General features: G+C 43.7%; 16 protein-coding genes and 1 pseudogene. 4 read left to right on the top strand and 13 right to left on the bottom strand.

Going from position 1 to position 14334, the window contains the following annotated elements; translation table 11 throughout:
• Positions 1-222: pseudogene (locus tag LFYK43_RS12785) on the top strand (IS110 family transposase); the annotation flags it as partial.
• Positions 223-407: 185 nt separating this feature from the next.
• Here the strand turns inward: LFYK43_RS12785 and LFYK43_RS00750 are convergent.
• The 3 genes from LFYK43_RS00750 to LFYK43_RS00740 form a co-directional block, all read right to left on the bottom strand.
• Positions 408-1817 carry a PTS transporter subunit IIC gene (locus LFYK43_RS00750; protein WP_124974441.1) on the bottom strand — a complete coding sequence of 470 codons (1410 nt, stop codon included), beginning with the start codon at positions 1815-1817 and terminating at the stop codon, positions 408-410.
• A gap of 72 nt (positions 1818-1889) precedes the next feature.
• On the bottom strand, positions 1890-2195 hold the full coding sequence (locus LFYK43_RS00745; RefSeq protein WP_124974439.1) for a PTS sugar transporter subunit IIB: 306 nt from the start codon (positions 2193-2195) through the stop codon (positions 1890-1892).
• Positions 2196-2223: 28 nt separating this feature from the next.
• Positions 2224-2724 carry a PTS sugar transporter subunit IIA gene (locus tag LFYK43_RS00740; RefSeq protein WP_124974449.1) on the bottom strand — a complete coding sequence of 167 codons (501 nt, stop codon included), beginning with the start codon at positions 2722-2724 and terminating at the stop codon, positions 2224-2226.
• Between the two features lie 421 nt (positions 2725-3145).
• On the opposite strand from LFYK43_RS00740, the gene LFYK43_RS00735 reads away from it, so the two are divergent.
• Both LFYK43_RS00735 and LFYK43_RS00730 read left to right on the top strand, forming a co-directional pair.
• Positions 3146-4093 (top strand): hexose kinase, encoded by a 948-nt coding sequence (locus LFYK43_RS00735; protein ID WP_124974437.1) that lies wholly within the window; start codon positions 3146-3148, stop codon positions 4091-4093.
• 19 nt (positions 4094-4112) lie between these two features.
• A complete protein-coding gene (locus LFYK43_RS00730; RefSeq protein ID WP_174713940.1) occupies positions 4113-4787 on the top strand; it encodes a DUF4867 family protein in 675 nt (224 codons plus the stop codon).
• A gap of 75 nt (positions 4788-4862) precedes the next feature.
• On the opposite strand, the gene LFYK43_RS00725 is transcribed toward LFYK43_RS00730, so the two are convergent.
• The 5 genes from LFYK43_RS00725 to agaB are packed head-to-tail and all read right to left on the bottom strand — an operon-like array spanning position 4863 to position 7993.
• Entirely contained in the window at positions 4863-5360 is a 498-nt protein-coding gene (locus tag LFYK43_RS00725; protein ID WP_158609164.1) for a hypothetical protein, read from the bottom strand.
• 47 nt (positions 5361-5407) lie between these two features.
• Positions 5408-5842 (bottom strand): PTS sugar transporter subunit IIA domain-containing protein, encoded by a 435-nt coding sequence (locus LFYK43_RS00720; RefSeq protein WP_124974431.1) that lies wholly within the window; start codon positions 5840-5842, stop codon positions 5408-5410.
• Between the two features lie 28 nt (positions 5843-5870).
• A complete protein-coding gene (agaD, locus tag LFYK43_RS00715; RefSeq protein WP_124974429.1) occupies positions 5871-6686 on the bottom strand; it encodes a PTS galactosamine transporter subunit IID in 816 nt (271 codons plus the stop codon).
• The gene (gene agaC, locus LFYK43_RS00710) at positions 6676-7476 is read right to left on the bottom strand and encodes a PTS galactosamine transporter subunit IIC (RefSeq protein WP_124974427.1); all 801 of its coding nucleotides are present in this window, start codon (positions 7474-7476) and stop codon (positions 6676-6678) included. Before agaC ends, agaD begins: the two co-directional genes overlap by 11 nt.
• A 28-nt stretch (positions 7477-7504) precedes the next feature.
• Positions 7505-7993 carry a PTS galactosamine transporter subunit IIB gene (gene agaB / locus LFYK43_RS00705; RefSeq protein ID WP_124974425.1) on the bottom strand — a complete coding sequence of 163 codons (489 nt, stop codon included), beginning with the start codon at positions 7991-7993 and terminating at the stop codon, positions 7505-7507.
• A 215-nt stretch (positions 7994-8208) separates the two neighbouring features.
• On the opposite strand from agaB, the gene LFYK43_RS00700 reads away from it, so the two are divergent.
• Positions 8209-8772 (top strand): RNA 2'-phosphotransferase, encoded by a 564-nt coding sequence (locus LFYK43_RS00700; RefSeq protein ID WP_124974423.1) that lies wholly within the window; start codon positions 8209-8211, stop codon positions 8770-8772.
• Between the two features lie 26 nt (positions 8773-8798).
• On the opposite strand, the gene LFYK43_RS00695 is transcribed toward LFYK43_RS00700, so the two are convergent.
• The 5 genes from LFYK43_RS00695 to LFYK43_RS00675 form a co-directional block, all read right to left on the bottom strand.
• Positions 8799-10358, bottom strand: coding sequence for a bifunctional metallophosphatase/5'-nucleotidase (locus LFYK43_RS00695; RefSeq protein ID WP_124974421.1), 1560 nt, complete (start codon positions 10356-10358; stop codon positions 8799-8801).
• On the bottom strand, positions 10358-11155 hold the full coding sequence (gene phnE, locus LFYK43_RS00690; RefSeq protein ID WP_124974419.1) for a phosphonate ABC transporter, permease protein PhnE: 798 nt from the start codon (positions 11153-11155) through the stop codon (positions 10358-10360). The genes LFYK43_RS00695 and phnE (LFYK43_RS00690) overlap by 1 nt, the downstream gene beginning before the upstream one ends.
• The gene (gene phnE, locus LFYK43_RS00685) at positions 11152-11946 is read right to left on the bottom strand and encodes a phosphonate ABC transporter, permease protein PhnE (protein ID WP_124974417.1); all 795 of its coding nucleotides are present in this window, start codon (positions 11944-11946) and stop codon (positions 11152-11154) included. Before phnE (LFYK43_RS00685) ends, phnE (LFYK43_RS00690) begins: the two co-directional genes overlap by 4 nt.
• Entirely contained in the window at positions 11939-12721 is a 783-nt protein-coding gene (gene phnC, locus LFYK43_RS00680) for a phosphonate ABC transporter ATP-binding protein (RefSeq protein ID WP_124974415.1), read from the bottom strand. Before phnC ends, phnE (LFYK43_RS00685) begins: the two co-directional genes overlap by 8 nt.
• A gap of 598 nt (positions 12722-13319) precedes the next feature.
• Positions 13320-14255: a phosphate/phosphite/phosphonate ABC transporter substrate-binding protein gene (locus LFYK43_RS00675; RefSeq protein ID WP_124974413.1), complete on the bottom strand. Its 936-nt coding sequence runs from the start codon at positions 14253-14255 to the stop codon at positions 13320-13322.
• Between the last annotated feature and the right edge of the window lie 79 nt (positions 14256-14334).

Raw genomic sequence — 14334 nt, 5'->3', positions numbered from 1 at the left:
CTTCATACTGGAGACACTTATCTACGCTATTATTTGATTGAAGCCACCAATTCAATAATTCGCTATGATCCAGTCTTTAAGAAGTACTTTGATAAAAAGATGTCCGAGATCAAAAATGCACCACGTAAACGAGCCTTGTCTTTAACCGCTAGAAAACTAATCAGGGTGATCTACTACCTACTAAGCAGACACCAAATTTATCAATCGGAAGAAGTGGTCTAGTTCAAAAATAACTGTTTCAAGCTTTTAGATACACCTGCTTTAACCTCAAATTTTTAACAATTATTCTTTTGAGGGTTGTTAAAGTGCGCCTAAAATCTGATTTTTTTAGAAAATTAATTGCAATTATTCATCACTTCCTCTTGACTTAAAACCACATGTCTCTTAATTCATTTAAGGCTAGTTAATTAGTTGTTTTCTTTAGCAGCAGCATATTCTGCGTTACGTTTCTTCATCTGTTTTGCATACCACCAGAAGATCAGACAGTATGCGATCAGAGCCAGTGCTGCATAGAGAATAAATGTAATTTCGCCTTGTGAAGCTTTACCAACTAAGTAAGCCAAGAATTGTTCGATAGGGCCTTCCTTAGTAGCTTCAGCGATTTGTGTCCCGGAACTGACACCTGCAGGGAAAGCACCAACTGTCTTAGCAACACCTGTGATGAATGGAGCAGACAAGGTACCAGCCCACAAGAAGATCGGCATTTCAATTGCACCAATAATGATCATGCGAATAATTTTACCGCGAGTAACAACTAACAAGGCAGGTGTAACACCCATAGCGATGATAGAACCTAATGGCATAATGTGGTTGCCAGGAAGTACCAAAGCTTCGATCAGCATGATTGGTGCCAAAACGTTAGCGGCTGCCCAAACTTCAGCACGGCCAGCGATAAATGGCCAGTCAAGCCCGATATTGAAGGTCCGGCCTTTAAATCTCTTAGTAGCAAAATCAGAAATACCTTGTGACAGTGGTTCAACAGCAGCGATAAACCATGAACCAATTAAACTAAACAGTTCCAAACATGTACCACCGGTAAATGATAGGGTCAAAATTGTCTTAACATCTTGACGGGCCAAGAGGCCGATGAAGATCCCAAGGTAAACACCAATGGCAAAATGGCTGCCCCAGAAACCGATCTTTTTGTTCAATTCAGCTGAGTCAAAGTCGTATTTATCCAACCATGGGAACAACTTATCAAACAACTTGTCGAAGACCATGATAATTGGGTTCATCATGTAGTTCAAATGGGTTGTGGTCATTGGGTTTTCATCAGGTGCATCCAGCAAGTCATTAAATGTTGGCTTCATCAAATCTGAGTTGATGATCTTTAAGACCCCAATGTAGAGGATTAAAATCGTTGCCACAAACAAGTTGGCACCAAAGTACATTGCCATCAAGGCTGTGAAAGAAATATGCCAAATATCGAAAATATCAACATCCAACGTGTTAGTCTTGTTTAAGACCAACATCACAACGTTCAAAATGATCATTACGAGCAAGAAGAACAGTGTGTACGGTGAACCCCAAGTAATTGTACCTAATGGAGCCCAACCAACGTCAGTGATCGATAAGTGGATCCCCGTTGACTTAACGAAATCACTCAACGGTTTCTGATAAGCGGAGGTCAGCAGGTTGATAATATCACCAATCGCTGTCAAGGCGATCGCTAAGCGAATACCGCCTTCTAAAGCCCGGGTGAACTTGACCCGGAATAAAAGTGCTAACAGCGTCAAAACGATCAGCATGATCGAGGGAGCACCCAGACCAATGACTGGTTTAAACACCGCGTTAGCAGCATCAATAATTGCTTGCATTAAAAACTTCACTCCTTTGATATAAGTTAGTAATTAAAAAATTAATGCCTTAATTGAGAGCGCATCTGCGGCTTACTTCAAGCCTTTTTCTTTGATAGTTTCTTCAACCTTATCGTACACAGGTGCAGCCATCGCAGAGATCCGGTACAAGATAGGACCAGCATCGATGACAGGAATAGATGGTGTAAAGCCAAGGTCAGTCTTAGCGATCGGTGTGAAGATGTCATAACGGTTGATCATATCTTCATTGATATCCTTGACCATCACAGCATCACACTTAACGTTATAACCACGGTTGCTCATTTCCTTTTCCAATGCATCCTTGATCTGATGACTTGAGTTAACTCCTGCGCCGCAAGCTGCTAAAATTTTAATCATAATAAGTTCCTCCTCAAAATTTGTTTTCCTAAGCTTTTTGATCCTTAAAGGACCGGTTCAAAAACTCGTAGATCGCTTTCTTATCTGTACTCTTAAAGAAGGCTCCTAAATCATTGGCATTCGTCGTCGTACAGAAATTCATGATCTGAGCTAAAATGTTCGATTGACCTTCCGGATCGTTGTTCAAGATCATAAACAAGAATTTAACTTCCATGCTTGCGGAAGGGTCGATCATGTTCTTAAATGTTACCGGATGTTCCAAGTGAACTGGGATCACCCGCCGAACGTTCACAAATTCTCCTTCAGTATGCGGGATTGCAATGTTAGGCAAACTTTCATTGACCACATTTAAATCAATACCTGTTGGAAAATCTTTTTCCCGCCCGATAACATTTTCGTAAAAGGCTGGTTTAACTAAACCATCAGCTAGTAATTTGTCTGAAATTTCTTGAATGACCTCTTCTGCCGTTGTCTTGGAAGAAATATAGACGTTATCTTCAGCGAAAAGCTTCTCCTCTTTCTTCTCCATTAGCACTTAAGTTATCGCTCCTTTCGTGTTTATTTTTGTTCAATATTGTTTACAGTTTTATACTAAAACGTTTTTTTTAGTTTGTCAACAGATAATATGAAAAGGTTTTCTCTTTATCATATCCAGTATGTTGTGCACAACCATGCGGTTTTTGTGCTATGTTAAGAGGTTTTAAAACAGACTTTTTCTTTCATAATTGAACAACAAGCATGAAAAAATTATTTTTTTAAATCAAACTCGTCTCACTTATTTTTTGTAAACAAAAGCCTTATATCCAATTAAGTAAACGTATTCATAAAATATTCGTATTATTTCGTACCCTCCCGCTCAAATCGATTAATTCTTGACTTATCCGCTTGATAATGCTAATTTTAGCCTTGAATAAACAAATAAACACATTAATAAACAAGGATGGATCTTAATGCCTAACAAAATACTCGCAATTACTATGAACCCTTCGGTTGACATCTCTTACCCGATCGACCACTTGCAGCTCGACACGGTCAACCGCGTTTCCAATGTAACTAAAACTGCTGGCGGAAAAGGTTTGAACGTGGCACGCGTGGTTTACCAGCTGCAAGAACCAGTTTCTACCAGCGGCGTGCTTGGCGGCACGATCGGTACTTTTATTTCCCAACAATTAGCTGACATTGGTCTCCAAGAGCAATTCCTCCACATCCCACAAGAATCGCGCAATTGCATCGCAATTTTGCATGACGACGGCCAACAGACCGAGGTGCTGGAAGCTGGACCTACTCTGACTGCTGACCAGCAAGTCGAATTTATGGACCATTTTGATCAGCTGCTTAATGAAGTTAGTTTAGTTACGATCTCAGGCAGTTTACCCCGAGGCTTTGCCGTTGACCTTTATGCCGACATGGTCGAAGCCGCAGCAAAAAAAGACGTGAAAGTCATCTTAGACTCGTCCGGTGCCTCGCTTGCCGCCGGGATCTCTAAGGAACACAAGCCTTTGCTGATCAAACCCAACCAAGAAGAAATTGCCCAGCTGGTTGGTCGCAAACTAAATGACTTAGCAGACTTACAACATGTCTTGTTAAATGAAGAAGTTTTTGGCGGCCTGGAATGGGTCGTGGTTTCCTTGGGGAAAGATGGTGCCCTAGCCAAAGTCGGACAAGAACTCTACCGCGTTACGATCCCTAAGATCAATGTCGTTAATCCGGTCGGCTCAGGTGATTCGACCGTTGCTGGTCTCGCAGTCGGCATTAATCGTCACGAAAGTGTTCCAGATGTTTTAAAAACTGCGATGACGACCGGCATGTTAAATACCATGGAAAAAGAAACTGGTCATATCGACCCGACCCTATTTGATGAATACTTTGCCAAAGTTTCTGTCGAAAAAATCAACTGACACTGAAAGAAGGATAAAATTGACAAAATATGAAGAACTTTGTCAGAAAAACTCTGACTACCAGATTCAAGCAATTTCCGCCCCCAGTTTTAGTAAGTATGGAAAAATCTACACTGACTATGACATTTCCGAGATCGTAAAATACATGGACAACAATATCAGCATCGACCCGGAAAATAATGTCTATGTTCCTTCGAACGCCGAATTAGAAGCGATCCCTGCTATCCAAACCATCGGGACCGACATTTTTGCCGACCTGCCGATCGAAGCCGGTGAGTGCACCGGTCAATCACTCAACTTTACCGCCGTTGAATATCATCAAGGCAGCGAATTAAACATCTTCTTAACAGATGTTGTCATGGTTTTAGGCAAACGCAGTATTTTGGAAGAAAACGGCACATTTAACGCTAAAGAGGAGGCTGAATTATTCTATGTTCCACGTGGAACAGTCGTCGAATTTTACAGTGATACCTTGCATTACAGCCCAATCAAGGTCGATGCTGCCGGCTTCAAGATCATTGTGATGCTCCCAGCTGGTTCAAACCAAGAACTCCCTGAAAACTTCCATTCTAATAATCTGCGGATCGTTAAAAGAAACAAGTTCCAAGTTGTCCACGAATCCAGAAAAGATAAAATTGCTCAGGGAGCTCAAATCGGTGTAACTGGGGATTTGATCGAACTCAAAGCACTATAAACAGATTTACACCTAAAACTAAAAGCGAGTCAGCATCCAGTTAAATACTGTGTGCTGACTCGCTTTTCTTGCTGTTTACGCCGATTGGGGCTGTGTCATTTTCTTAAGCTTTTCGATTTTAATGGGACTGGTTTGGGCAACGCTCTTTAAGGCTTGCCCACTCAAAAAGACGCTTTTATCTTTTCCAAGATTTAAAATTATCGGCTGGTCTGCTACGGCGTGCCCAACTTGAGCCGGGCGGTTTTTGACCAGATCGGCGACATTCTTGTATTTCAACTGGTAAGATTTATCCGGTTGGATCACGATTTGGTCAGCTTGTTTGAGGTATTCTCCCTCCATGACCACAAAGCGGGCGGGTTGATTTTTACCATTGGGGATCTCAGTCTGATTCCAAACAAACTGTCCGCTCGCCTTCAGCTGAATAATATTGGTCTGCTGCGCATTTTTACTTTTTTCTTTCACAAAAAATGTCCGCAGATAATAGTAATGCTTTTTCTGCCACCAAATGATCAATATTCCCAAAACCAGTGACAGCAAGACTGCCAGACCTATCAGGTTATTCAAATTACTCACCTCGCTAAAAAAGAATTGACCAAGTTTTTCCTTGATCAACTCATTTTTTAAATACCATCGTCACTATCCTTCTGACTTTTCGGACTATCGTCTAATTCGAAACGATTGATGCCATTAGCTGCAGAAGAAACCAGTTTCGCAGCCAATTCAGCTGCCGAGTCAGCTTCAAAATACAGAACTTCCAAGAGCGACCCTACGTTGCAGCCAGCCACCACTTCGACTTGCGGCTCCTGGAAAGCCAACTCAGCTGCTGTTTTGTATGGTGTTCCTCCGGCTAGATCAGTGAAGTAGACGATTTCTTGCTGAGCACCGATCTTCTTTTGAACTTGCTGAAATTGATCTCCTAGCTGCTCATCACTCATACCATTTTCAAAGTTGACAAAATACCATTTGTCAGGGACAGAAGCCAGCATGTCTAAAGCTCCTTTGATCCCCGCCGCGAAAGTCCCGTGTCCGCTAATGATGATACTTGGTTTGCTCATGTTACCGGTCCTTTCTTTGCTCCCTTTGTCACATCCAGCCAATGGCCGCCATCACGATCGATAACGCAAAGGTGACCACGATCAGCCAGATTGGACTCACATTCTTCCTTAGAAGCCAGTAGAGGAAGAAGACGAATGCAAACGGCAAAATATTGGGAAATATTTTGTCAAGCAGGTCTTTTTGCAGGTTGATCATATTATTGCCGGCACCGATCTTGATCGTCAGTTCCATCTTGACGTATGAAGCGATCAAAGCACCAATAACAGTTAAACCTAAAATAGAAGCAACATGGGAAATTGTCCGCGAATTTTCCTGAATCACATCAATTGCTTTCGTCCCTAAACTGTAACCCAAATGAGCCAGCGGAATTCGTGACCAGAACAGGAAGAGATAAATTAAGAAGAAAAGGATCGGCCCAAAGACATTACCGTCTTTGGCGATCGAGGCACTGATCCCGCCAGCAATTGGCATAATGGTGAACCAGAAGATTGCGTCCCCGATCCCCGCCATCGGACCAAATAGGGCATTTTTTAACCCTTTGATCGTCACTGGATCGACTTGGTCTTCTTCCATCGTCAGTAAAAGTCCCATCAGAATTGGGTACAGCGGCGGCGAACTATTAATAAATTCCATGTTATCGGTCATGACCCGCTTTAAACCTTGCGGATCATCTTTATAAATCTTCTCCCAGTACGGCAACTGAGCCCAGGTCCAACCTGGTGAATGCATTCTTTCATAACTAAAGGACGCTTGGACAAAGTTAGACCGTAAACCAAGCATCGAAATCTCATGTTTGGAGAAAAGCGACTTTCTTTCTGTAGAATTCTTTTCATCAGATGCCATCGTCCATGCCGCCTCCTTGTGATTCAAGTTCTTTTAACTTATCCTCAGTCTTTTTCTGATCCTTAGTTCTGAAGAATTCAATCAGCGCGAAGACCGCCCCGACCAAAGCAACCGGTAATACATTTGAAAATGGGATCATTGATGCCATCACGAAACCAAGCAGCAGATAAGCAAAATATTGCGGTTTGAGCATCACTTTCAAAAGCATGGCAAAGCCGACAGCTGGTAAAATACCGCCGGCAAGTTCAAACCCATGGGTCAGCCAGCGCGGCATCGAAGTGACTAATGAATGCATAGCTCCTTGAGCTGCATAAACGCAAAGGAAAGCTACGACCCCAAAAGTCAAAATAACAATCGTTAACGGAATATAATTCAGACGCTTAAAACTTCTAGCATTCCCTTCCTCAGCATACTTGTCGAATTTCGGCAAGAAGAACGAAAAGGTTGAATAGAAGAACAGTAGAATATATTGCATTAACATCGCAAACGGCAAGGACAAACCAATGGCAGTTGTAGGTGCTGTCCCATTAGAAGCAGCGATCACAACCGTCATGATCCCGCACATGACAGTATTGGGCGGCTGTGTCCCACCGGCAGGAGTTAGTCCAGCAAAGGCCAATTCAGTCAGCCCGCCAGCAATAACACCAAGTTTGAGATCCCCTAAAATCAACCCCGTTATCGTACAGACGATGATCGGACGAAAAATGTAGAATGTCTGCAGCCAGCAATCAAGCCCTGAGATCATCGCCCACAAGGCAATTAACAGCCCTTGTGTCAGTGTAATCGTCATAACTCAATGCACCTCCCTATGTGCAAAGCTATTTAAACAACGATTCGTCTACTGTAAATTTCTTCTCGCCAGGATAATCTTCAATAAAGACTCTGATATCCTCGTGCGAAGCTAATTGCAGTAAATCTTTCTGATCTTGTTCATCAACATAGACCTTTTTAGTGATTTCTTTTTTGCCTTTGCCGTAATGCATGTTTCCGACATTGATTTTGGTGATCGGAACACCGCCTTCAACTAATTTCACGGCATCCGCTGGAGTCTTGACCACGATGAAGATCTTCTGCCGATCAGCAGCCTTATGAATAATGTCTATCGTCTTTTGAAGCGAGAAAAATCTAATACCGACACCGGTAGAATCCGCTGTTGTTGCCATTAACTTTTGCTGTAACGGGTCAGCAGCTGCTTGATCGTTTGCGACTACGATCAGATTAGCACCAACCGCTCTAGTCCAAGTCACACCAACTTGACCATGAACCAGCCGGTTGTCAATTCTGGTAAGAACAATATGGGCACTCATTATTTCACCTTCTTTCGCGTACAAAACAAGCTGTTCACTCTTGTTTCTTTCTGTTTTAGTTTGTACAATTCCAGAGTATAGCAAACGTTTCCGGTTGTAAAGAATTTGCACTTTTGTTCACATAAACAACTTTAAATTATTTTATTCCCATATTTCATGGCCTTTTTAATTGTGATAAAAGTGATTTTATTTATAATAAACTTGGAGGTGTCGACTTGAAACAGAACCTCAGTAAAATCAGCAAAAAAATTTCATTTGTTCTGCGTCATCATCCAGAACAGATCGGTGTGCGCTTAGATCCTTACGGCCGAGCTAATTTAGCCGAATTTTTAGCTAAATTTCACCAGCACTATCAGATCCCCATAAACAAACAGCTCATCTTAAAGATAATCCAGCAAAGCACTAAGCAGCGATTCGCCATCGAAGGGCCAACAATTCGTGCTTTATACGGACACAGTCTGCCAGTCACACCACTAGCACCGGCCGCCAAGCCGCCAGTGATTCTTTACCATGGTACTTCACCAGAGGCTGCTAAGGTGATCACAGCCTCTGGTTTAAAGAAAATGGACCGGGCTTTCGTTCACCTCTCCGAGGATCAAAGCAGCGCGCAGCAAGTTGGGCGCAGACACGATCCGCACCCGGTGATCCTCACGATCCAAGCACGAAAAGCGGCTAGGACGGGACTGCTTTTTTACCCGACTAAAAGCGGGATCTGGCTGGCTGATTACGTGCCCGCCAAATTTATCACCGTGCAAAATAAAAGCACCTCTGGAAGCTAACTCCAGAAGTGCTTTTTTGCAGGTTGCTATTGAATTATGTGCAAATTTCCCGGCTGCTTGGCCTTGATCTGCGGGTGAGTCTGCAGGTACTCAATGATCAGTTTAGGCATATCATCAGCGTATTCTCGGACAACTTTATCAGCGCTAAACATCGGGTAGTTTCCACCGCCGACACCCCGATACTGGTTCAAAGCGACCTCAACCTCTTCATCTGGCAACAACTCATGTCCAGCGTAGAAAATTTGGCCCACCCTATTACCAGCAGCCTTAGTCAAGTCAAAGGAATAGTCGATCCCGCTATAATAATCGTAATTGTATAATTCCACCTTCGGGTTCGAAAACTCCGCCGAGATCTCCAAAGTTCCGTCTGATTTAACTTCAAAAAAAGAAGCGCAACGTTCCAGCGCAGCACGCAGGTCAGCTCCAGTAACTTTTTCTACTACCAAAGTATTAGGATAAACATAGCTGTTCATCACGTTGCGCACGGTAACTTCAGTTCCAAAACCTTGAACATCATCATTAAAGAGTGCTGTCCCAGAAATTTTAGCCCCTGTAGCTTCCATTTGAACTTGATTGACAAAATCCAAGTATGCATGCCCGTGCAAACGAGCTTGCATATGGTCGGAGATCCGCATCCCTCCAGCGATTTTAGTAACCGGCTGGTCAAGCCATGTTTGAGTTTCAGTGAGCCAAGAAGCGCTAATTTCTTCCAGGTCAGGCGCAAGCTCTTGGCCCGCCACTGACAGTAAGTTGGCTGTGCCGTGTTTGACCTGCTTTTTTTCATCTAATTCTAAGACGATCTCGCCTAGATCGCTGCCGCGGTAACCAGGCTGAGTGGTCGGAATGCCGTTCACAACTGCAGCTTCTTCGCGGTGTTGATGGCCAGTCACTAAGGCATCGATTTCAGGAACATCCTTTAAGATCGCGGAACCCTCATTTTCCCCTGTGAATTTTTCCGTGGGTTCGCCGCTAATTAAGTCAGCCTCATAACCGCCATGGTAAGCAGCAATCAAGACATCAACTTGCGGCCGCAGCTTGGCGGCTTGTTTTTTGAGCACAGATAATGCAGATGAGAACTTGAGTCCAGCAATGTTAGTCGGATCCTCCCAGTGCGGGATGAACTGAGTCGTCAGACCAATGATCCCAACTTTAACACCTTTTTGTTCGATGATCCGGTAGGGAGCATCCACAATTTTGACAGCGTTAGGACCAGTGATGTTGGCTCCTAAAATCGGGTAATCGCGGTTTTGCAAAACCGCGGCCAAATAGTCCAGCCCATAGTTAAATTCATGGTTGCCCAAGACTGCAGCATCGGGCTTGACTAAGTTGATCATGGCACCAATCTTACGATAGTGATCAGTTGCTTCCCGTGTATTATAAGCATAAGCATCAAGCGGTGATCCTTCGACAATATCGCCATTCTCGATGTAGAGCACGATCTCATCTTCCCCTGCCTGAGCACGGATCTGCCGGATCAAGGTCGCAGCCTTCAAATAGCCCAATTCATGGTGATCTGCTGCACTGCTGAAATCTGTGGGGTAAAAGTAGCCATGAACATCGCTTGTTGATAAGATCCTAACCTTCACTAGACCAGCTTCTTTCTAATTGTGCCAGAAATATAATCGATCACTGTGACCATCACAATGATCCCCAGCAAGATGATCCCGACCCGCGGCCAATTTCTGGTCTGAATTGCAAATAAGAGCGGCGTCCCGATTCCGCCGGCACCGACCATCCCTAAAATCGAAGCTGAACGAACAGCTATTTCAAAGCGATACAAGGTAAAGGACAAAAATTCGGGCATGATCGTAGGCATAGTAGCTAGGATCCACATATCGGCCTTATTGCCGCCTGCAGATTGAATAGCTTCCTCGGAACCACGGTCCATATTTTCGATTGCTTCAGCGAAAAGTTTGCCCAGCATCCCGATCGAATGGATCGAGACTGCCAGTACCCCAGCAAATGAACCTGGACCAACGGCTTTAATAAACATGATCGCTAAAACCAGCTCCGGAAAGGTTCTGATCAGAACCAAAACAAACTTGCCGCTAGTCGAACGCAGGTGAAATTTATTTTCTTTAGCGGCCCGAGCAGCCCAAAAGGCAAAGGGAACACTCAGGATCGCCGAAACAAACGTCCCTAAAAAGGCGATCGCCAAAGTCTGGATGATCAGACTAAATAAGTCCTCACCGCTGCCATCGTAAAAATAACCCCAGTCTGGGTGAAATAAGCCTTCAACGATCGACTTGCTGACTTCACCAGCTGATTCCTGTAATCCGCTGAAATTTAGCCCCATGATCGACCAGAGGTAGAACAAAAGCACCAGGATTCCCCAAAAGATCCAGCTATGACGCGCCCAATTATTTTTCACTTTATTTGTCATTGCAGTCTCTCCCTCAAATTATTGCTAACAGCATCGATCACGATCACGACCAATAAAATGGCCAAAACGATCACAGCTGTTTGGTCATACCTAAAAGAAGATAATGAACGTTGCAGATAGACACCGATCCCGCCGGCACCTAAGTACCCCAGAACTGTGGAAGCCCGAACATTAATTTCAAAGGTATACAGGAAGTAACTTACAAAACTATTTAAGACTTGCGGGATCACCGCAAAGACAACAACCTGAGTGTTATTAGCCCCAGCTGCTCGCAAAGCCTCCAAGGGCTCTTCGTCGATCGTTTCGATCGTTTCATAAAACAGCTTGGAGATCATTCCGAACGAAAAGACCGCCAAAGTCCAAACACCAGCAGTTGCACCAATTCCAACGATCGCCACAAATAAAGCTGCCAATAAGAGGTCTGGTATCGTCCGAACTAAATTTAAAATGAAACGAATGATGCCGCGGACCACTGAGTTTTTGATCAAATTACGTGCCGCCAAGATTGAAAAAGGGATCGCGATCAAAGTTCCGATAGTCGTCCCGATCAGCGCCATTTGGATCGTTTCAGCAATCGGCTGGATCACAATGTTAGTGTACTCCCAAGCCGGATGAGCCATCCGACCTAGAAGGTCAAAAAATTGGTCGAGGTTCGTGAAAAACTCGCCCCATTCGACACCGGTCATGATAGATGAACCCCATAATAAGAACAAAAATAGTACCGAATAACCGATCCCTTTGACGTGATATTTCTGCATAAAAGGGCGTTTTGGTAAAAGATCATTATCCATTCAAGGCACCTCCCTCGACCCCCGCCTTGGTATAAATGCCTTCAAAATCTTCTTCTTTGACCTCAGCAATCGGCTTGTCATACACTAGTTGGCCATCGCGCAAGCCGACAATTCGATCAGCGTACTTCATGGCCAATGGTACAGAGTGCAAGTTGGCTAAAACGGTAATTCCCAATTCTTTATTCAAATTGAGCAGATCATCCATGACGGCAGTTGTCGTCAACGGATCCAACGAGGCAATTGGTTCATCAGCCAGCATGATCTGCGGGTCTTGCATTAAAGCCCGGGCGATCGCAACACGCTGCTGTTGTCCACCAGACAGCTGGTCGACACGCGTATAAATTTTTTCAGTCATATTCACACGATCTAAAGCCTGGACGGCCCTCTTTTTGTCTTCAGCCGAAAACAGGCCTAATGAACTTTTCCAGGTTGAATAATAACCTACTCTGCCGGAAAGCACATTTCTGCGGACACTCGAGCGATTGACCAAGTTAAAATCTTGGAAGATCATTCCGATACTGCGACGAAGATTACGTAAATTTTTGCCTTTGTAACCCACGATCGACTGACCATTGACCTTTAAATCGCCGCCGGTAATATCATGCATTCGGTTGATGGTGCGCAGGAGGGTACTTTTACCAGCTCCTGATAACCCAACAACCGCCACGAATTCACCCTTATACAATTTCAAATTAATATCTTTTAAACCAACTGTTCCATTTGGATACACCTTTTGAACATTATCAAACTCAATTAATACCTGTTGGTCACTCATCTTTAAATCCACCCTTCACTGCATACTGCTGTATATAACTAGGAGCAGAAACAATAGGTTCTTGTCTCTGCTCCTTAAAGTTTAGCGTCTTTAAAACCGTCTTTAAAACCCTTAGATAAATTTCACTTGATCCCCGTAAGAGCAGGTTCCGCAAATCAGGCTTTTTTCGCTTATCATCTTTCAACATCACGGTGCTAAAACCGCGAAGCGTTCCAACCTGGTTTTATTAGTCGAGTTCCGACAAGCAGAAGACTGCGCTTATCCAACTTCAACACCACGACGCAAAAACCGCGTCATTGTGTCGAAGTCCGATAATGCTCATCTTCTCCCGCTTGTTTCCACTCTGTTTTTTTAGTCGGGTTGCGCGATTCAGATTCTTCCGCTTAACCAAGACCTGAGCCATAGTGCTTAAATTCGCGCCATAACTCCGGTCTCCGTTAATGCTCGGAATCTCCCGAATCACTCCGCCCTGTTTTATTAGTCGAGTTCCGCATGGCAGAAGGTTGTGCCTAACCAACTTCAGCAACAATGCTGAAACACGCATTTTTACTGAAGTCTGTTAGTGCTCGCCTTCTGATCGCCATGCTCCACTCTGTTTTTATTTATCCAGCTTTTCTGCTGTCTTATCGTACTCACGGATGATGTCAAAATTGCTGTCTTTGGAATCTGCATAGCCTTCATGTGAATATACGCTGGAAATAATATCATGCCCCTTCTTGGTCTTTGCAATATCCTTGAATGCTTTTGCAATCTTCTTTTGCCACTTAGAACTCATATCACCGCGAACTGAGATCGTATCATTCGGGATCTTCTTTGTGGTATAGATCGGCACAACCTTGTCATGAATATCCGGTGCATCCTTTTTAACCAAATTCTCGGCACTTTGGAAAACAAATGCTGCATCCGTGTTCTTGTTATAAACAGAAAGAACACCTTGATCATGTCCCTTGACTTGGACAGTTTGAATGTTGTCTTTATTGATGTTTACCCCATGCTTGTACATTTCAACTACTGGATAGATCCAGCCGGCTGTTGAGGTTGTGTCCTGAACCGCGATCTTCTTGCCCTTCAGGTCCTTAATACTCTTGATCCCGCTATCTTTACGCACAAGGATCTGTGAACGATAGTAATCAACCTTCTTATTTCCGGAATGATTATCTGCACCCTCAACATTTAAACGCTGAGCTTGCAGCAAGACCTTGACCCCATTTTGCTTATGCGCCAAAACATAGGCATCAGGCGGCAAGAAGCCGATATCAACTTTTTTGGAACCCATAGCTTCCACAATCGTGTTATAGTCCGTTGAAACACTAACTTTAACTGGGATCCCCAGCTCTTTTTTCAACAGCTTTTCCAAAGGCTTTGCCTTGGCTTCGATCGTCGTTGCGTTTGACGAAGGTACAAATTGCACCGTTAATTTCTTAGGTGTATATGCATCTGAGTCCTTTGAACTCTTAGAATTACCGCAGGCTGCCAATGCAACTGCACATAAAAGACTAGAAGCAACAATTGCAGCTTTCTTGAAAAACTTCATCTGAATTTCCCCCAATGTAATTTGTCGAATTGATATTATGTAACATTGTCCAAAAGGTATTATATACAAAAACAATCAT

Source organism: Ligilactobacillus salitolerans (assembly GCF_003864415.1).
GTDB classification, from domain to species: Bacteria; Bacillota; Bacilli; order Lactobacillales; family Lactobacillaceae; genus Ligilactobacillus; species Ligilactobacillus salitolerans.
Note: the sequence above shows the minus strand (reverse complement) of the source record. Positions and strands in the feature narration are given on the sequence as shown.